Here is an 18,221-nt window from a genome sequence, read left to right on the forward strand (position 1 = left end):
CATTTAAGATGGCAGCCTGCCGCTGTCTACAATGACAAAACACTAGTATCAGCAGCTCACGAGAACAGGAGGAACCATCGTGGCATCGTTCGTCGATCAGGTAACTCTTCACCTCGTGGCCGGTCACGGTGGCAGCGGTTGTGTGTCCGTCAAACGCGAGAAGTTCAAGCCTCTCGCTGGCCCCGACGGTGGCAAAGGCGGTGACGGTGGAGACATCGTTCTCGTCAGTGACCCGCAGGTGACGACCCTTCTCAATTACCACCGTTCGCCGCACCGCAAATCCCAGCACGGTCAACCGGGACAGGGCGATCTTAAGGCCGGTACTGCCGGTGCTGAAATGGTGCTTCCTGTGCCCGTGGGCACCGTCGTACGGGACAGTGACGGCGAAGTGCTCATTGACATGGATGCCCCGGGCATGCGCATCGTTGTCGCTCCAGGCGGTCAAGGCGGCTTAGGTAACGCTGCTTTGGCATCCACGAAGCGCAAGGCGCCGGGTTTTGCCCTGCTCGGTACGCCGGGTTTCGAGGGCGACATTCATCTCGAGCTTAAGACTGTTGCAGACGTTGCACTGGTGGGTTATCCCTCCGCAGGTAAGTCCAGTCTGATTGCTGCCATGAGTGCGGCAAAACCTAAGATTGCCGATTACCCGTTCACGACGCTCCATCCCAACCTTGGAGTTGTCGAGTCTGGCGAGGTTCGTTACACGATCGCTGATGTTCCCGGGCTCATTGAGGGCGCGAGCGAAGGTAAAGGGCTCGGTCTCGAGTTCCTACGTCACGTTGAGCGGTGCACTGCGTTACTCCATGTGCTCGACTGCGCGACTCTCGAGCCCGGCCGTGACCCCATTAGCGATCTCGACGTCATTCTGGGCGAGCTTGCTGCGTATCCTGTGCCTGAAGGGCAAAAACCGCTTCTTGAGCGTGAGCAAATCATCGCGCTCAACAAAGTTGACGTGCCCGACGGTAACGATCTCGCACACCTCGTGAAGACTGAACTCGAAGAGCGAGGGTACCGCGTTTTCGAAGTCTCCGCGGTGTCGCGTCACGGACTTCGTGAGCTCTCCTTCGCCTTGGCTGCCCTCGTTGTTGCTGAGCGTGAAGCTCAGAACGCTGAACCAGTCAAAGAACGTATCGTCTTACGCCCGCGTGCGGTCAACGCGAAGGACTTTGTCGTCAAGGTCGAAGGCGGAACCTACGGCAACGTGTACCGCGTGGTCGGAGACAAGCCTGAACGCTGGGTGGCACAAACTGACTTTGTTAACGAAGAAGCCGTCGGTTACTTGGCGGATCGCCTTGCGCGCCTCGGTGTAGAGGACGAACTGTTCAAGTCGGGTGCCGTTCCCGGGTCCACCGTCATTATCGGTGCCGGTGGTGGAGTTGTTTTCGACTGGGAACCCACACTGTCGTCAGCAGCCGAGTTGATTGTTGCTCCGCGCGGTACTGATCCGCGACTAGATGACAACCGTCGTGAGACCAACCGCAGCCGGCGCCGAAACTACCTTGAGCGTATGGACGCTAAGGCCGCTGCGCGTGCCGAGCTTGAGTCCGAGCGCGAGGCAGGCGTGTGGCGCGACGATGAGGGCTTCGCAATTCACCGTGACGATGAGACAGAGGATCGTGACTAACAAACCCACTGTGCGTGCCGAGATTCCTCGGGCGCGCCGCATCGTTGTCAAAGTTGGATCTTCGTCGGTCAGCGGTGCCAACGTGGGTCAGATCGCGCCTCTTGTTGACGCTCTCGTCTCAGCCCACGCAGCGGGTTCTGAAATCATCCTTGTCTCCTCCGGTGCAATCGCGACAGGAATCCCCTTCCTCAAGCTCGACACCCGACCGACTGACCTTGCTACGCAGCAGGCTGCGGCCGCGGTGGGGCAGAATGTGCTGATTTACCGCTACCAAGAGAGTTTTGATCGCTACGGTGTCGTCGCCGCGCAGATTCTGCTCACGGCGGGGGATATGGAGAATCCCACTCACCACAGCAATGCTCAGCGCGCACTCGAACGTTTGCTGGGGCTCAAGATCTTGCCCATCGTGAACGAAAACGACACGGTAGCAACTCACGAGATCCGGTTTGGCGACAACGACCGCCTTGCTGCGCTAGTTTCTGTACTGGTGCGTGCGGATGTGTTGGTATTGCTCTCTGATATCGACGCGTTGTACACCAAACCCCCGTCTGACCCGGAGGCAGAACGGATCAGCTTCGTCCCGTTCAGCAACGACCTCAGCGACGTCACTTTCGGTGATATCGGTGCGGCCGGAGTCGGCACCGGGGGAGCAGGAACGAAAGTTGCCGCAGCTAAGCACGCTGCTGCTGCTGGAATCCCGGTGCTCCTCGCCGAAACGGGCAGTGTCGCTGCCGCTCTCGCTGGCGAAGAAATTGGCACCTGGTTTGAAGCAGACGCCCTCTCGTCGTAACGTTTTTCGGCCTAGGGTTCGCGCCGCTACACTCTGATCATGGTTGATTCGGCAGTTACCGCTCTCTCTATTGACGACAAGCTTCGGGCAGCGCGCGCAGCTTCACGCACGCTGGCGACCGCCACTACGGTGCAGAAGAATGCGGCGTTAGAAGCGATTGCCGCTGGCGTCGTTGCTAGTGCCGACCGCATCGTTGAAGCTAACGCGATCGACCTCAAGCGGGGTCAAGAAAACGATATGACGATCGGGCTGCAAGATCGGTTGCGCCTCACTTCGGAACGAATCGACCAGTTGTCCGCGGCAGTGCTCGAGATCGTTGAGCTCGCCGACCCGGTTGGTACCGTTGTGCGCGGCTCGGTGTTGCCCAACGGGTTGTCAGTTGCGCAGACCCGTGTGCCCTTCGGCGTGATCGGCGCCATCTACGAGGCACGCCCCAACGTCACAATTGACATTGCCGCGCTCGCTCTCAAGAGCGGCAACGCTGTCTTGTTGCGCGGCGGTTCTGCGGCGGAAGACTCGAATCGCGTTCTCGTTGAGGTCATCCAGACCGGCCTTAAGAGCGCTGGCATTGATCCGGCAGCGGTGCAGACCGTTGATGAGTTCGGGCGAGACGGAGCGAAAGCGCTCATGCAAGCACGCGGATTCGTGGACGTGCTCATCCCTCGCGGCAGTGCCCAGCTCATCCAGACCGTCGTAAGCGAGTCGACTGTTCCGGTGATCGAGACAGGAGCGGGGATTGTGCACATTTTCTTGGATGAGTCTGCCGACGAATCCACCGCAGTTGAAATCGTGCACAACGCCAAAGTTCAACGCCCGAGCGTATGCAACGCTTTAGAGACCCTGTTGGTTCACGAGGGTGCCGCCGAGCGGCTAGTTCCTGCTGTGCTCGCTCGCCTTGCGCAGTCCGGAGTGACGATCCACGCCGATGAACGCACCCGCTCGCTCTTTCCCTCCGCTTCCGCGGCCACTGAAGAATCGTGGTCAACCGAAAACTTGAGTCTGGATGTCGCGGTGCGAGTCGTCGCGGACCTCGATGCTGCGCTCCAGCACATCGACACCTACTCAACGAAACACACCGAATCGATCATCACGAACGACCTTGCAAACGCCGACCGCTTTCTCGCGGAGGTGGATTCAGCGGTCGTCATGGTCAATGCTTCTACCCGCTTCACTGATGGTGCGGAGTTCGGATTCGGCGCCGAAGTGGGCATTTCGACTCAGAAACTCCATGCGCGCGGCCCCATGGGATTGCCCGAACTCACAAGCACTAAGTGGGTTGTGCGCGGCAGTGGTCAGGTGCGCGGGTAGACTGGTAGCGGTTTTGTGAATGGAGATCTGATGCCGATTTTTCTGAACGTTCTTGCGTCGAGTGAAGAGCTCGCACCTCTCGTGCTGCCCGCGCTCGCTTTCCCGATCATTGCAGCAGTTGTTTTCACGACGCTGGGATTCGTTACGTGGAGCTTTCGCGACGTCGCCAACCGACAGGAGCCTCGTGCTGCTCAGGCTGACGACACCCACGGCGCAGGCCACTAAAGGTTCTTCATGGCCGCCGAAACGGCGCCGCGGCGCGCACGCATCGGCATCATGGGTGGTACGTTCGACCCTATTCACAACGGTCACTTAGTCGCGGCGAGCGAAGCGCAGATCCAGTTCAACCTTGATGAGGTTGTCTTCGTGCCCACGGGTAAGCCGTGGATGAAAGACACTGTCACTCCGGGGGAACACCGCTACCTCATGACGGTGATCGCGACAGCGGCGAACCCTGGCTTCAATGTGAGCCGTGTAGACCTCGAGCGCGAGGGCGCGACCTACACCATCGACACCCTTCGAGATATGCGTAAGGCCTATCCGGACGCCGACTTGTTCTTCATTACAGGGGCGGATGCCGTTGCCCAGATCATGGAATGGAAAGACGTGGCCGAGGTGTGGGCTCTCGCCCATTTCATAGCAGTTTCACGGCCAGGACACGCCTTAACCATTAGCGGATTGCCTGAGCAGGGCGTAAGCTCGCTTGAAGTGCCGGCGCTTGCGATCTCATCCACCGATTGCCGAAACAGGGTCAGTCGAGGTTACCCCGTCTGGTACCTGGTTCCGGATGGTGTCGTGCAGTACATCGCCAAGCACCATTTGTATCGGAGTACCTAATGACCACTTTTCACGATCCGCCGCCGCAATCGCGCCGTGCGGCGCGTCAGAGTGAGCGCGAGCATGCCTCAGACGGACAGCCCACGGTAGAAGGATTCACCACCTTCCCGGCGCAAGCGCAGGGCGAGCAGAGTGCTGCCGCCAATAACCACGACTCTTCCGCTTTTGTAGCGCCGACTTCCGGCGTTGCTCCAGCTCACACGACGCCTCCCTCTGCGACACCTGCAGAAAGTTCTAACGCCACCGCCGCATCCCAGCCCCCTGCGGGCTCGGGACCTTCTCGTGAACGAACCCTCACTCGCCGAGAACTGCGCGAAATGCGTGCCCGCGAAGAAGCCGCGAACCAAGCCGCCCGCAACCACGACAGCGTGGCTCCTGCGGCGCCTCCGGCTCCCGTGGCTCCGGAGGTTCCTGCGGCTCCTGAGATTCCCAAGGCGCCTTCAAGTGCGGTCGCCCCTGCTCAGACGCCGCCGGTAGTCCCTGTGTCGCGCCCCGTGAACGGGGCCGCGCCCGCAGGGGCAGCGCAGACTTCCGCTCCGCAGCCGTCCACACCGGCGCCAGCTGGTCCCGCGGCCTCGAGTGCCTCGGCTAGTCCTGCTGCACCAGCACGACCGACCCTCGCAGAGCTCGCCGCAGCAGCCTCGGCAGCGGCGGCGGCGCCATCGAAACCAGCGAAGTCAGTTGACGAGCTATCGTTCGCGCCCGATGCGCAGGTATATGTTGAGCCGCCCGCGCTGGTTGACCCGCTCGCGGTCGTTCCGGAAGCGGCTTCGGAGGCTGCTCCCGATAGCGCGTTGAGCGCGTTTGAATCGTTGCTTGGCACCGCTGACGGGGCTGCGCCCGCGGCGACTGAGCCTGTAGCGCCACGATCTCCGCTCGCTGACCTTCCTGCTCCAAGCGCGGTGGCTCCCTCGTACGCCGCAGATTTACCTGCTCCGTCTCCGTCGTCGGCCCCGACAGAACGCCCGACGATCGACGGTCTTCTCGGAGTGACACCGGCATCTGACGTGAACGCGTCGACAGCGCCCGCAGCGAGCCAGACCACTCTGAGTGACGCCCGTGCTGAGTTCGACGAGTTGGCCCGCAAGCGCCTTGATGGCGATGTTGCGGCCCCCGTTGCGCACACCGCGTCGCCGGCCGCGCCGGCATCTGGTTCGCCATCAACGTCAACAACGGCGAACACCAGCGTCGCGCCTGAATCGGAGGCAGCGCCGGCCGCGTCTGGACTCTCCGCAGGACACTGGTCGAAGCAAGCCACCGCTCCGGATGAGTCCAACGATGCTGTCGTAACGCGCACGATCGGGAGCGGTAGCACGGCTACCAATGCTCTCGTGTTGCCGGCGATTCCATTCGCCACCGATATCCGTGGTCCCCTCACCTCGAGCGGCGAGACGATGCTCACCGGGTCGATCGACCTGCCGAGCACACTTTCGGCAAGCGGGGTTTCTGACCGCTTTGATAAGGGAGACATAGATTCGCTCCTGGATCTCAACGACAGCGACATGGTGTCAACAGATTCGGCACCTGTGCGTGCGGTTAAAGCTGTCAGCACGTTCTCGAACCAGTCAGTTACGCAGACGCAGAAACCGAAGGGCACCCGTGCGCTTACGGTTCTGCTGATCTCGGCAGCGTCGATGGCGGTTGTCGTTGCGGGTCTTCTCGTGGCAGCGTTCGCCTTCAACATGTTGTAGCTTTAACTCTTTGCCATCAGCTAATTTCCGATTAAGGATCCTGTGACTGCTTCTTCTCGTGCCAACGAGCTACTTTCCATCGTCGCGCACGCCGCCGACTCCAAGCAGGCGACCGACTTGGTTGCTCTGGACGTCACCGGGCCCATGCCTTACGCCGATATTTTCTTCCTCGCGACCGGTCGCAACGAACGTAACGTTCAATCGATCGCCTCCGAGATCGAGGAGAAGATGATCGCAGCCGGCGCCAAGCCGCTGCGCCGCGAAGGGCGTGCAGAAGGTCGTTGGATTCTTCTCGACTTCGGTCACGTTGTCGCGCATATTTTCCACGAAGAAGACCGCCTGTACTACTCGCTCGAGCGACTGTGGAGCGACTGCCCCGTGATCCCGATCACGATCGAGCAGCCCGTTCGCGACGACGCCGAGAGCGACGCGGAGTAACAAACTTCACACTACGTAACCCAATTTTGCTGGGTGGCGTTGTACTGGTGTGCTTGAGGTATCCGGGCAGTTAGACCCCGGGGTTACTCTCACCGAGTTACCTTCTCACACTGGGGTTTCATGATTACGCTCAATTCCGTCACCAAGACTTTTGGTGATGCCGCGAACCCTGTTCGCGCTCTCGACGACGTCAGCCTGTCGGTAGCGAGCGGGGAGATCTTCGGCGTCATTGGCCAGAGCGGTGCGGGCAAGAGCACGCTCATCCGCACCGTCAATCTGCTTGAACGGCCGGATGCTGGCACCGTGACGGTCGGCGACCGTGAACTCACCGCGCTCAACGATCGCGAACTGCTTCAGGCACGTCGCGAAATAGGTATGGTCTTTCAGCAGTTCAACCTGCTTGACAGCCGAACGGTGCGCGGCAATGTTGAACTTGCTCTCGAAGTCGTCGGTGTCGACCGCCGGGAGCGCACTAAGCGCACCAACGAGATCCTCGAGCTAGTGGGTCTCGAGCACAAAGCTCAGCAGTATCCCGCTCAGCTCTCGGGCGGGCAGAAGCAGCGCGTGGGCATCGCCCGTGCTCTCGCATCACGTCCGCGGGTATTGCTCAGCGACGAAGCAACCAGCGCGCTTGACCCCGAGACAACGGAATCGATTCTGCAGCTCCTGCGCAGCATCAACAAAGAGCTTGGGCTCACGATCTTGCTCATCACCCACGAGATGGATATCGTCAAGAGCATCTGCGATTCCGCAGCGCTCATGAGCGGCGGCCGTATTCTCGAGCAGGGCCGTTTGGTGGACTTGCTCTCGCAGCCTGGATCGCAGCTTGCGCGCGGACTTTTCCCGCTGGGGGAGCTGCCGGAGGGTAATTCCACCGTCATTGACGTCACCTTCGTTGGGTTGTCGTCGGGTCGCCCCGTGGTGTCGCAGTTGGCGCGTACTCACCAGATTGATGTTGGTCTCGTGGGCGCCGCCATCGAGACGATTGCCGGTGCCCAGTCGGGTCGCACGCGGCTTGAGCTGCCGGGAACCGCTGACGCTAACGCGGCAGCGATCAACGACCTGCGTGCCCAGGGGCTCGTAGTTGAGATTGTAAGGAGCGGACGATGATTGATTCCACTGCTCCCGGCTTCTGGCCGCAGCTGTTCGAAACGCTTCTGAAGGCCACAGGGGAGACCCTGTACCAGGTCGGCGTCACGATGCTCATCACTCTCGTGCTGGGGCTCGCTCTTGGTACTCTGCTCGTGGTCACCGACCGCGGTGGCATCCTTGAGCGTCCGTTCGGCAGCCTCGTCGCTGGCCGCGTCATCAACGTGGTCACGCAAACGGTCGTCAACCTTGGTCGCTCGATCCCGTTCATCATTTTGATGATCGCGCTCATCCCGTTCACGCGCCTCATTCTTGGCTCGGCGTTCGGAGTGACGGCGGCCATAGTGCCGCTGACGGTCGCGGCCATCCCGTTTTACGCTCGCATCGTCGAGATCTCGCTGCGCGAAGTGAATGAGGGGCTCGTTGAAGCGGGTCACTCGCTCGGCGCGACGCGGTGGCAGTTGGTGTCGAAAGTAATTATTCCTGAGGCGGTACCGGGCCTCATCCGTGGCTTTACAACGACAGTGGTGTCGATTGTGAACTACTCGGCAATCGTGGGTGCGATCGGTGGTGGAGGTCTGGGCGATGTTGCTATTCGCTACGGTCACCAGCGCTACAGCGTCATCCACATTGTCGCGGTGATCATCGTGCTGGTTGCGATTGTGCAGATCGTTCAAGTGGTCGGCGCTCGCCTGGCCAACCGAATGTCTCACCGCTGACTTTGTCGGCGGCTGACCCTCACGTAGTTCTCTTTCTCCCTTCGTTTCACCCTTCACCAAAGGAATAGTTATGTCACGCTCCAAGTTCTTCTCCCTCTCCACCGTGGCCGCCGCTGGCGTGCTCGCGCTTACTCTGGCCGGATGCTCGGCTCCCGCTGAAGAGTCCGCACCGACTGATGGCACCCTCGGTTCGCTGACCGTCGGCGCTACGGCAACACCGGCTGGCGAGATCGTTCAGTTCGTCATCGACAGCGGCCAGGCTGAGGCTGCCGGTCTCGAGCTCGACATCGTTGAGTTCACCGACTACACCACCCCGAACCCCGCGTTGAGCGAGGGCAGCCTCGACGTCAACCTCTTCCAGCACGAGCCGTTCCTCGACCTGTACAACGAGAACACGGGCGACAACCTGTTCGTTGTCGGCCAGGTGTACCTGCCGCCGCTGGCGCTCTACTCGAAGACCGTTGACGACCTCGCTGACCTCCCGAAGGGCGCCAACATCGCTCTGCCGAACGATGCGAGCAACGAGGGCCGTGCGCTGCTGCTCCTCGCGGATGCCGGAATCATTGAAACCACGGATGCCCCGTCGACTGTGTCGGACATCACCGCGAACCCGAACGACTACAACTTCATCGAGATTGATGCAGCAAGCCTGCCGTCGGCGCTCGATGACCAGGACGCGGCGATCGTGAACTTCAACTACGCCGGTGCCGCTGGACTCTCGGGGGACCTGCAGCTCGTGACCGAAGGTACCTCCAGCGTGTACTACAACACGCTCGTCACTCGCGACGAACTCAAGAGCGACCCGCGCGTGACGAAGCTCTACGAACTGTTGACCTCCGACGAGACGAAGGCGTACATCAACGACTTCTACAACGGACTCGTCATCCCCGTTTCCTAAGCGATGACACGGCTAAGCGAGGACGCGGCTAACACCACCGTTCGCTTAGGCGAACGAAGGGCGGTCACCATCTTCACGGATGCTGGCCGCCCTTCGGGTTTTCCAAATATTTCGCACACTTTTCGCCGGGAATCGCTCAGATGGTTTTGGATGCGCTGAGCGTGTAGTAATCTTGTCAAGTTGCGTTTTCTACACGGAAACAAAACGAATGGGTCCATGGCGCAGCCCGGTAGCGCACCTGCATGGCATGCAGGGGGTCAGGGGTTCAAATCCCCTTGGATCCACCATTTAGCCCCGCAATCGTAAAGATTGCGGGGCTTTTTCGTTCTGTCTTCTGGCCTGCGTGAACCCAGCCGTGGGCGTTGCCGTGTCACAACTCCGTGCGGCAACCCCCGAGCGCTCAGTGCACCCGCTAGCCTGAGCGAGAACGATGTGGAGTGTGCCGCGCAAGTAACTGCAGCCGGCGGGCATCCACCTCACAGCAGAGCTGAATGGAAGACGCGCCGATGCACGAAGTTACCTGCCCCCACTGTGGCAAAGCGTTCACTATCGATGAGGCCGGCTATGCCGACATCGTGAAGCAGATTCGTGACCGCGAGTTCGAGAGTGAGCTGCACGAACGGCTCGACGCGGCCGAGGCGACGAAGAAGGCCGAGATAGAGCTCGCCGAGGCGAAGGTCGCGCGCGAGTTGCAGGCGGAGGCCTCGAAGAAAGATGCCGCGATTCAGGAGCTAAAAGCGCAGTTGGATGCGGGTGCTGTTTCCCAGAAGCTCGCGGTGGCCGAAGCGTTGAGTGTCGTTCAGGCCGAGCGTGACGCGCTGGCGAATGAGCTCGAGAAGACTCAGCGGGAGCGTCAAGCCGCGGCCGATCTTGCCGAAGCCAGACGGGTCAACGAGTTGCAGAAGGCCACGGCGGATAAGGAAGCTGAAATCCAGGCGCTGAAGTCGAAGCTTCAGGCGGCAGGCTCAGAACAGCAGTTGGCGCTCTCCGCGGCGGTGGGCGCCGTTGAAAAGGAGCGGGATGGGCTCAAGAGCTCTCTGGAGCGCATGGAGCTGGAGAAGAAGCTCGCCGAGACGTCGCTGAAAGACAAGTACGAGACTCAGATCAAAGATCGCGACGATGCGATTGAGCGGCTGCGCGATATGAAGGCGCGGCTCTCGACGAAGATGATCGGTGAGACGCTCGAGATCCACTGTGAGACCACGTTCAACCAGATTCGCGCCACCGCCTTCCCACGCGCCTACTTTGAGAAAGACAATGACGCGCGCAGCGGCAGCAAGGGTGACTACATCTTCAAAGAGGCGGATGAGTCGGGCACCGAGATCGTCTCGATCATGTTCGAGATGAAGAACGAAGCCGACACCACGGCCACGAAGAAGCGCAACGAAGACTTCTTGAAGGAGCTCGACAAAGATCGCAACGAAAAGGGCTGCGAGTACGCGGTGCTGGTGTCGCTGCTGGAGCCCGACAACGAGCTGTACAACTCGGGCATCGTGGATGTCTCCCACCGCTACCCGAAGATGTACGTGGTGCGCCCCCAGTTCTTCATTCCCATCATCACGGTGCTCCGCAACGCAGCCCTCAACTCCCTCACGTACAAGAACGAGCTTGCGCTCGTGAAGGCGCAGAGCATTGACGTGACGAACTTTGAGGAAGAGTTGGACTCCTTCAAAACAGGCTTCGCTCGTAACTTCGACTTGGCATCCCGCAAGTTTCAGACCGCGATCGACGAGATTGACAAATCGATCGATCACCTGCAGAAAACTAAAGACGCCCTGCTCGGTACCAACCGTAACCTGCGTCTCGCCAACGACAAGGCTCAAGACGTGACGATCAAGAAGCTGACCCGCGGCAACCCGACAATGGCCGAGAAGTTCTCCGACCTTGGTAAAGGGCGGAGCTAGCACGCTCGAACAATAAGCAGAGCACGCTCGTGCGAGATAGTACGAGACTACTAGCGGCGTTTGCTGGGGGAGAACGGCAACTGCGAAAGCGGTACGTCGTCCACTTCGAGAGCGAGGAGTGCATCTCTCCGAACGTCATTGAGATAGCCAACATGCGTTAGCAGCGCGCGTTCGGCCCGTGCAGGATCAGAATCTGCGATCGCCTCGCAAATTTCGTGATGTTGTTGAAGAACATCGTCGCGCCCGAGCAGATTCACGAAAACCGTGTTCGTTGCGGGGCGGCTGAGGTGCACAGACATCATTGCGAGTTCGAGAATCGGATTCTTCGTGGCGCGCGAAATCGCGGTGTGAAACGCGAGGTCCCACTCTAGCCATTCGTCGATATCCATTTCGAGATCACGCGCAGCATCCACCGCATGACGAATCGCAATGATGTCGTCGTCGGTGCGGTGCTGAGCTGCGAGACCGACGCACATCGTCTCGAGCTTTTCGCGCGCCTCATCGACGTTCTGGACTGTGACGTTCCCCACGCGAAACCACAGCCGGATCGCATCGCTGAGCTGGGCGGCAACTTGGTCGGCATCGGGGACTGTTACGAATGTACCGCCTTGGCCGCCGCGGGTGGATTGAACAAGGCCGGTCGCAGAGAGCAGCTTGAGGGCTTCGCGCGCGGTGGCGCGTGACACATCGAAAGTATCCGCCAGCTCTTTTTCGGTGGGTAGACGCTCGCCTGGCTCCCACACGTTGTCGTTGATCGCCTTGCGTAGCTGCAGTGCGATCTGGCCAGAGGCATCGCGGCGCGACAGCTCTGCAGGTTCGAACTCAGGCTGGGTCATCCGTGACTCCTTGGAAAGGCTCGGTGGTAAGGGTGCCGAAACCTCAGTTTCTGCGAAATCTAAATGTAACAACTAAAACCTTGTTGATCTAGGTCCAAGGTACTACGTTGAGTGTCAAACATTGAATGTCTAGCTTTCAACGAGGAGTAGATCATGCGAACCCGAGTGTTACTAAGTGCAGCGATGTTGGGTGTGATGGCGCTTGCCGGATGTACCGCCCCCAGCACAAGCGGAACCACCGACAGCGCCCCCAGCGATGCCGTCGCCTCGCAAACTGCGATGGCCACCACGCTCGACTACATCGAAGCCGGGCTTCCCGACCTCGATGGAGCGTCGATTGCCTACATCGCAGAATGCGCCACCGAGAACACGTTCTGCCAGGTGCGCTGGCAGGGTGCGCAGGATGCCGCAGCGGCAGTCAACGCGGAGATCACCCTTTTCAATGCCGCCTTTGACGCCAACGCTCAGCAGGGTCAGGTACAAGACGCTGTGTTGCGCGACTTTGACGGCTACATCTTTTCTCCCGTTGCCGATGCTTCGGGCTGTGCAAGCTTCGATGTTCTCGTCGAGTCAGGTGCTCCGGTAGCGACGATCAACAGCCCCATGTGCGGAAACGCTGACTTCACCGAAGGTTCCGTTGGATTCGTCGCTATGCAGACCGAATCTTTCTTCCTTGAGCACGTCAACAACGCCTTCGACTCCTGTGAAGGCGAGTGCGAGGCCATCGCCGTTGGCGGCTTCCTCGGTAGTGACCTCTACACGCGCTGGCAGAACGCGATTGAGCGCGCTGCTGCCGATCACCCCAACGTCACCGTCGTCACTGAACAGCCGGGCAACTTTGACCCCGCGACGTCGCTCAGCGTGGTGCAGGATGCTCTGCAGGCCAACCCCAACGCCGAGATCGTCATCTCTTCGTGGGACGACATGACTCGCGGCGTTGAAGAAGGCATCCGCGCCGCCGGGCTCACTCCCGGTGACGACGTACGGATCTACAGCGTCGGCGGCACGGAATACGGCGCGGAGCGCGTCGTCGACGGAGCCTGGACCTCGACGACAGTGCTCTTGCCCTACGAAGAGTCCTACTACGGCGGAGTTCAGCTCGCTCGAGCCCTTGCGACCGACGAGATCACTGAGGGCTTCACCTACCTCGCTGAATCGCCGGTAGTTATCGACGGCCCCGGCACCATCTTCATCGACAGCAGCAACGCTGCTGACTTCGACCCCGAGTACTAATCATGACTCTGAACCGCGAACCATCCATGGCACTGACCGTCTCCGGCCTCAGTAAGCAGTATCCGGGAGTACGAGCACTCAACGACGTCAGCTTCACCGTCGAGCCGGGCACAGTTCTCGCCGTTGTCGGAGAGAACGGAGCCGGCAAATCGACCCTCATGAAGTCGATCGCGGGCGCCGAACGTGCCAGCGCGGGTCAGATTGAAGTATTCGGAACACCAGTGATCGCTGGCAACCCCCGTTCCTCATCCGACGCGGGGGTTGCCATGATCTATCAAGAGCTCACGATCGTTCCGGAGCTTAGCGCCCAGGAGAACGTGTATTTGGGCCATGTCCCGACGTTGTGTGGCGTGGTGCGAAAGCAACAATTGCGGCGCAACTACACCGCGGTTGCCCAGCGCGTTGGCAGCGACATCCGTGCCGAAACTCGCGCGGGTAGCCTCTCCACCGCAAATCAACAGTTGCTTGAGATCATGCGTGCTATTGCTCACGGGCGCCGCCTCGTGATCATGGACGAACCCACCGCATCACTCGGCCCCGAAGACATTGAACGCTTGCACTCTGTAATTCGTGACTTGCGCGCCAAGGGATGCTCGGTGCTATACGTTTCCCATGATCTTGACGCGGTGCTCGACATCAGCGATGAAGTGATGGTTCTTCGCGAAGGTTCGGTAGTCTCGCGAGGTCCCGCTAATCACTGGAGCAAAACAGCGCTTGTGACGGCGATGCTCGGCCACTCGCCGTCGTCGGCGCCGACCGGTGGCCAGCGTACGAATATGGAGCCCGTCATTGCGGCGATCGACAACCTCACGGCACCGGGCGTCGATCTGGCGTCGCTCGCGATTCGTTCTCGCGAAGTCGTGGGAATCGCCGGACTCGTAGGCTCGGGGCGCACCCGCCTATTGCGCGCAATAGCAGGCGCAGATCCCGTACGCACAGGCGGTCTCCGGCTCGATGGCACAGAGAGGCGATGGCCGGCCACCCCAGCTCAAGCGTGGGCAACCGGAATCGCGTTGGCCCCAGAAGACCGTAAACATCAGGGTCTCGTACTCGATCGCGCCGCAGCCTGGAACATCGCTTTGGGTGGTTTCGCCCTCACGCGCCGAAAGGGCCGTGTCTCCGCGGGACTCATCGCACGCTGGGCAGAGCCGATTGCTCGCCGAGTGGCCTTCGCCGCATCGCGGCTGGGGGCGTCCGCCGGAACACTTTCGGGCGGTAACCAACAAAAACTGCTCCTTGGCCGCCTCTTTTCGCGGCCCCTGCGCCTCATGCTGCTCGACGAACCAACGCGCGGAATGGATATCGGCGCGAAGTCGGAAGTTTTCGCCTCGATGCGATCTTTCGCAGACGAAGGTCGTGCCGTGCTGTGGTCGTCAAGCGAGATCCAAGAAGTTCTCGATCACAGCGACCGAGTGATCGTGTGTCGCGCCGGAAAAGTCGTGGCAGAACTACCGCGCGGAGCGACTGTCCACGACGTGCTAGCTCAGTCTTTCGGAACGACCGAGTTGTCGACCATTCCCGTTTCCCCATCCACGTCGTCATCACCTCACGTTCAGGAGGCAACACTGTGAGCACACTAACCACCGCCCCGCAGCACCTAGCCAATCCGCTCACTACTCGTCTTCGCCGAGCCTTCGGCGAATACGGCGTGCTCTTGGCGCTTGCCGCCCTCGTGATAATCGTCGCGATCTTACAACCGGCATTTCTCTCGCTTGGCAACGTCAGCAACGTTCTCGCCCAGTGGGCGCCGGTGGCCATCATGGGCATCGGAATGACGTACGTCGTTCTCACAGGAGGTTTCGACCTGTCGATGGCAGCAACTTACGCTCTTGCCGCTGTTGTGGCGGCAACACTCGGCCAGACGATGCCACCACTGGTGGCATTCCTCGGGGCGATCGCCGTCGCCGGCATAGTCGGCCTAGTCAACGGGGTGATCGTGACTCTACTGAGAGTTAACCCGTTCATCGCCACACTCGGCTCGTCATTGATCATCACCGGCGTGGCATTGTTGCTGACTGGAAATCGTCCCATCCAAGTGGCTTTCGAGCCATTCACCGTGCTTGGACGAGGTTCTCTCGCGGGCGTGCCCCTCAGCGCGCTGCTCATGATTGCTCTCTTCATCGTGGGCGGCCTCATCCTGGCGTTCACTACATACGGTCACAACATTTACGCCGTGGGCGGCAATCGTGAGGCCGCGCGCCTTTCAGGAATTCGAGCCGACTGGATTGTCGCGAGCGCCTACCTCGTCGCGGGAATCTGCGCCGGAATTGCCGGCACGATTACCGCATCCCGATTGAGCTCAGCTCAGGCTGGACTCAGCGGGCAGCTCGTCTTCGACGTGCTCACGGTCGTGATCGTGGGAGGCACTACTCTCGCCGGCGGCAAAGGCTCCATGTGGCGCACCGCTGTCGGTGTCGCAATTCTCGCGACCTTGCAGAACGGCTTCAACCTTCTCGATATTGATGCCTACTACCAGAACATCATCAAGGGGGTGATCATCATTGCGGCTCTCACCTCTGTCGATTGGAGTCGCTTCGCCCGTCCCCGTAAAACCTCGTCAATCGAGTCCACCCAGAGCAGTATTAGTAAAGACACCCTCTAAAAGGAGCAAGATCATGTCGGAAAATTTTGATGTCCGTGAGATCACCATTAGCGAAGTTCAGGATGCCTACCGCGCAGGAACCGTCACAGTAGCGAACGTTGTGCAGGCCTACCTCGACCGCATCGAGTCCATCGACCGCAACGGTGCGGCCCTCAATTCGATCGTGGCGTTGTCGCCGTCGGCGGCTGCCGACGCTGCAGCGCTTGACGCGTACTTTGCCGCTCAGGGGGAGCTCTTCGGCCCGCTGCACGGTGTTCCCGTGCTCGTCAAAGATCAAGTTGAAGTCGGCGGAATGCCCACGAGCTATGGCAGCGAAATTGCGGCCGAGTTCGTGCCCGAGAAGGATTCCGCGGTTGTCGCACGACTGCGGGCTGCCGGTGCTGTCATCATGGGAACCACCACGATGCCGGACTTCGCGACCTCGTGGTTCAGCACCTCATCGCGCAGCGGAACCACAAAGAACCCCTACGATCTCGATCGCGACCCGGGAGGATCGTCATCGGGATCGGCAGCCGCGATCGCTGCCAATCTTTCTCTGGTCGGAATCGGTGGAGACACCGGCGGTTCGATCCGTTTGCCTGCATCCTTCTGCAACCTCGTTGGCCTGCGGGTTACCCCAGGGCTGATCAGCCGCGCGGGAATGTCTGCCCTGGTCAAGCCGCAGGACACGCCCGGTCCGATGACTCGCACGGTGGAAGACAGCGCCCGTGTTCTGGACGTTCTCGCGGGCTTCGACCCCGAAGATTCCTACACAAGTGTCAATCGGGTGGCGCGCCATTCTGGTTCGTACACTGATGGCCTCACCGATTCGACTATGACCGGCAAGCGCGTTGGGGTGCTCCGTGAAGCTTTCGGTGACGAAAGTGATGTCGATGGCGCCCGCGTCAACGTGGTGCTCGAAGACACGCTCGCCAAGTTGCGTAGTGCCGGGGGAGAGACCATTGACGTTCATGTCGACGATCTGATGCACTTGGTCGGGTTCACCTCGCTTTACAACACTCGTTCGCACGAAGACATGGACAAGTTTTTCGCGACTCGCCCGGGCTCTGGAGTTACGGGAATGAGCGATGTCATTGCAAGCGGCCGTTTCCACCCGAAGCTCGATCTGCTGATCGGAATCGCGGCGTCACCCGAGAACCCGGCCGACGACCCCGAATACGTTGAGCGCATCCTCGTGCAGCAGAAGTTCCAGCGCACGGTCGTGAGCTTGATGGAGGAACTGAACCTCGACGCAATCGTTTTCCCCGATGCCAAGCTCCCCGCGCCGACACGCGAGGATGTCTTTGCTGACCGCTGGACCTGCCTTACCTACCCGACCAATACGGTTATTGCCTCGCAACTTCACTTCCCGGCAATCACGGTCCCTGTTGGTTTCACCGACAACGGACTTCCCGTCGGACTGGAAATCATGAGCGCTCCCTACGACGAGCAGCGCTTATTGGTCGTTGCGGCCGCAGTAGAGAAGGCAACGGCCGCGCGTCGAAGCCCCGAGGCAACACTGACGGAGACTGATCACTGACATGGCGATTACGGTCAATGCCGACATGGGGGAGTCGGTAGGCATCCACCATTTCGGTAATGACGAACTCCTCCTTGAGTTTGTCGACAGCATCAACGTGGCGGGCGGGCTGCACGCCGGCGATCCCACCGCAATTTCTCGGATCGTTGCTCTCGCCCTCGACCGGGGCGTGACAGTGGGAGCCCACCCGGGCTTGCCTGACATTGCGGGGTTTGGGCGCCGTGAAATGGCGATCACGACCGAAGAAGCGCGCGACCTCATCCGCTATCAGACGGGGGCGGTTGCGGCGTTCGTTCAGGCAGAGGGTCTCGAACTGCATCACATCAAACCGCACGGTGCACTCTTCGGAATGCTCGCGCGAAATGCCGAGCTGATGGATGCCGCGTGTGACGTTGCAGTGCAGTATGGCGTGCCAATTTACGGGCTCGCAGGCACAGCTCACGAACGAGTGGCGGCGCAGAGGGGCGTGCCATTCGTTGCCGAGTACTACGTCGATCTCGACTATACGGATGACGGCATGATCGTCGTGAACCGTACAGGCGCCGTCAGGGACCTGAGCGAAGTCGCGGAGCGGGCGTTACGTGCCTTACGGGAAGGAATAACCATCAGCACAACGGGGAACGAGGTTCCCGTGCGCGCTGACTCCTTCTGCGTACACTCAGACCTGCCGAACGCGGTGGAGGTGGCGCGCACGGTGCGCGCTGCGATAACGCAAGTGGCGGTCTGACCCATA

17 protein-coding genes and 1 tRNA gene are annotated in these 18,221 nt (G+C 60.4%); 17 read left to right on the forward strand and 1 reads right to left on the reverse strand.

Going from position 1 to position 18,221, the window contains the following annotated elements:
• The first annotated feature begins 79 nt into the window (after nt 1–79).
• The 12 genes from obgE to ACR3YK_RS10565 all read left to right on the forward strand — a co-directional run bounded on the left by obgE (nt 80) and on the right by ACR3YK_RS10565 (nt 11,298).
• The gene (gene obgE, locus ACR3YK_RS10510; protein WP_486174824.1) at nt 80–1,624 is read left to right on the forward strand and encodes a GTPase ObgE; all 1,545 of its coding nucleotides are present in this window, start codon (nt 80–82) and stop codon (nt 1,622–1,624) included.
• The gene (proB, locus tag ACR3YK_RS10515) at nt 1,617–2,414 is read left to right on the forward strand and encodes a glutamate 5-kinase (RefSeq protein ID WP_486174825.1); all 798 of its coding nucleotides are present in this window, start codon (nt 1,617–1,619) and stop codon (nt 2,412–2,414) included. The genes obgE and proB overlap by 8 nt, the downstream gene beginning before the upstream one ends.
• 39 nt (nt 2,415–2,453) lie before the next feature.
• Nucleotides 2,454–3,722, forward strand: coding sequence for a glutamate-5-semialdehyde dehydrogenase (locus tag ACR3YK_RS10520; protein ID WP_486174826.1), 1,269 nt, complete (start codon nt 2,454–2,456; stop codon nt 3,720–3,722).
• Nucleotides 3,723–3,752: 30 nt separating this feature from the next.
• Nucleotides 3,753–3,947: a hypothetical protein gene (locus tag ACR3YK_RS10525; RefSeq protein WP_486174827.1), complete on the forward strand. Its 195-nt coding sequence runs from the start codon at nt 3,753–3,755 to the stop codon at nt 3,945–3,947.
• Nucleotides 3,948–3,956: 9 nt separating this feature from the next.
• Entirely contained in the window at nt 3,957–4,559 is a 603-nt protein-coding gene (nadD, locus tag ACR3YK_RS10530; RefSeq protein ID WP_486174828.1) for a nicotinate-nucleotide adenylyltransferase, read from the forward strand.
• Complete coding sequence (locus ACR3YK_RS10535; protein ID WP_486174829.1) at nt 4,559–6,250, forward strand: hypothetical protein; 1,692 nt, start codon at nt 4,559–4,561, stop codon at nt 6,248–6,250. Before nadD ends, ACR3YK_RS10535 begins: the two co-directional genes overlap by 1 nt.
• A 42-nt stretch (nt 6,251–6,292) precedes the next feature.
• Nucleotides 6,293–6,688 (forward strand): ribosome silencing factor, encoded by a 396-nt coding sequence (rsfS, locus tag ACR3YK_RS10540; RefSeq protein ID WP_486174830.1) that lies wholly within the window; start codon nt 6,293–6,295, stop codon nt 6,686–6,688.
• A gap of 120 nt (nt 6,689–6,808) precedes the next feature.
• Nucleotides 6,809–7,798 carry a methionine ABC transporter ATP-binding protein gene (locus ACR3YK_RS10545; protein ID WP_486174831.1) on the forward strand — a complete coding sequence of 330 codons (990 nt, stop codon included), beginning with the start codon at nt 6,809–6,811 and terminating at the stop codon, nt 7,796–7,798.
• Nucleotides 7,795–8,496 (forward strand): methionine ABC transporter permease, encoded by a 702-nt coding sequence (locus ACR3YK_RS10550; protein WP_341619732.1) that lies wholly within the window; start codon nt 7,795–7,797, stop codon nt 8,494–8,496. The genes ACR3YK_RS10545 and ACR3YK_RS10550 overlap by 4 nt, the downstream gene beginning before the upstream one ends.
• 70 nt (nt 8,497–8,566) lie before the next feature.
• A complete protein-coding gene (locus ACR3YK_RS10555; RefSeq protein ID WP_486174832.1) occupies nt 8,567–9,394 on the forward strand; it encodes a MetQ/NlpA family ABC transporter substrate-binding protein in 828 nt (275 codons plus the stop codon).
• Nucleotides 9,395–9,604: 210 nt separating this feature from the next.
• Nucleotides 9,605–9,681: transfer RNA gene (locus tag ACR3YK_RS10560), tRNA-Ala, on the forward strand.
• 204 nt (nt 9,682–9,885) lie between these two features.
• On the forward strand, nt 9,886–11,298 hold the full coding sequence (locus ACR3YK_RS10565) for a DUF2130 domain-containing protein (protein WP_486174833.1): 1,413 nt from the start codon (nt 9,886–9,888) through the stop codon (nt 11,296–11,298).
• Nucleotides 11,299–11,348: 50 nt separating this feature from the next.
• Here the strand turns inward: ACR3YK_RS10565 and ACR3YK_RS10570 are convergent, their stop codons facing one another.
• A complete protein-coding gene (locus ACR3YK_RS10570; protein ID WP_486174834.1) occupies nt 11,349–12,134 on the reverse strand; it encodes a FadR/GntR family transcriptional regulator in 786 nt (261 codons plus the stop codon).
• A gap of 153 nt (nt 12,135–12,287) precedes the next feature.
• On the opposite strand from ACR3YK_RS10570, the gene ACR3YK_RS10575 reads away from it, so the two are divergent.
• The 5 genes from ACR3YK_RS10575 to pxpA are packed head-to-tail and all read left to right on the forward strand — an operon-like array spanning nt 12,288 to nt 18,215.
• Nucleotides 12,288–13,367: a sugar ABC transporter substrate-binding protein gene (locus ACR3YK_RS10575; protein ID WP_486174835.1), complete on the forward strand. Its 1,080-nt coding sequence runs from the start codon at nt 12,288–12,290 to the stop codon at nt 13,365–13,367.
• A 2-nt stretch (nt 13,368–13,369) separates the two neighbouring features.
• The gene (locus ACR3YK_RS10580) at nt 13,370–14,938 is read left to right on the forward strand and encodes a sugar ABC transporter ATP-binding protein (protein WP_486174836.1); all 1,569 of its coding nucleotides are present in this window, start codon (nt 13,370–13,372) and stop codon (nt 14,936–14,938) included.
• Nucleotides 14,935–15,969 carry an ABC transporter permease gene (locus tag ACR3YK_RS10585; protein ID WP_486174837.1) on the forward strand — a complete coding sequence of 345 codons (1,035 nt, stop codon included), beginning with the start codon at nt 14,935–14,937 and terminating at the stop codon, nt 15,967–15,969. The genes ACR3YK_RS10580 and ACR3YK_RS10585 overlap by 4 nt, the downstream gene beginning before the upstream one ends.
• Nucleotides 15,970–15,982: 13 nt before the next feature.
• Complete coding sequence (locus ACR3YK_RS10590; protein ID WP_486174838.1) at nt 15,983–17,488, forward strand: amidase; 1,506 nt, start codon at nt 15,983–15,985, stop codon at nt 17,486–17,488.
• A 1-nt stretch (nt 17,489) separates the two neighbouring features.
• Entirely contained in the window at nt 17,490–18,215 is a 726-nt protein-coding gene (gene pxpA / locus ACR3YK_RS10595; RefSeq protein WP_486174839.1) for a 5-oxoprolinase subunit PxpA, read from the forward strand.
• The last annotated feature ends 6 nt before the right edge of the window (nt 18,216–18,221 follow it).

This window comes from Salinibacterium sp. 10G20-15 (genome assembly GCF_057365065.1).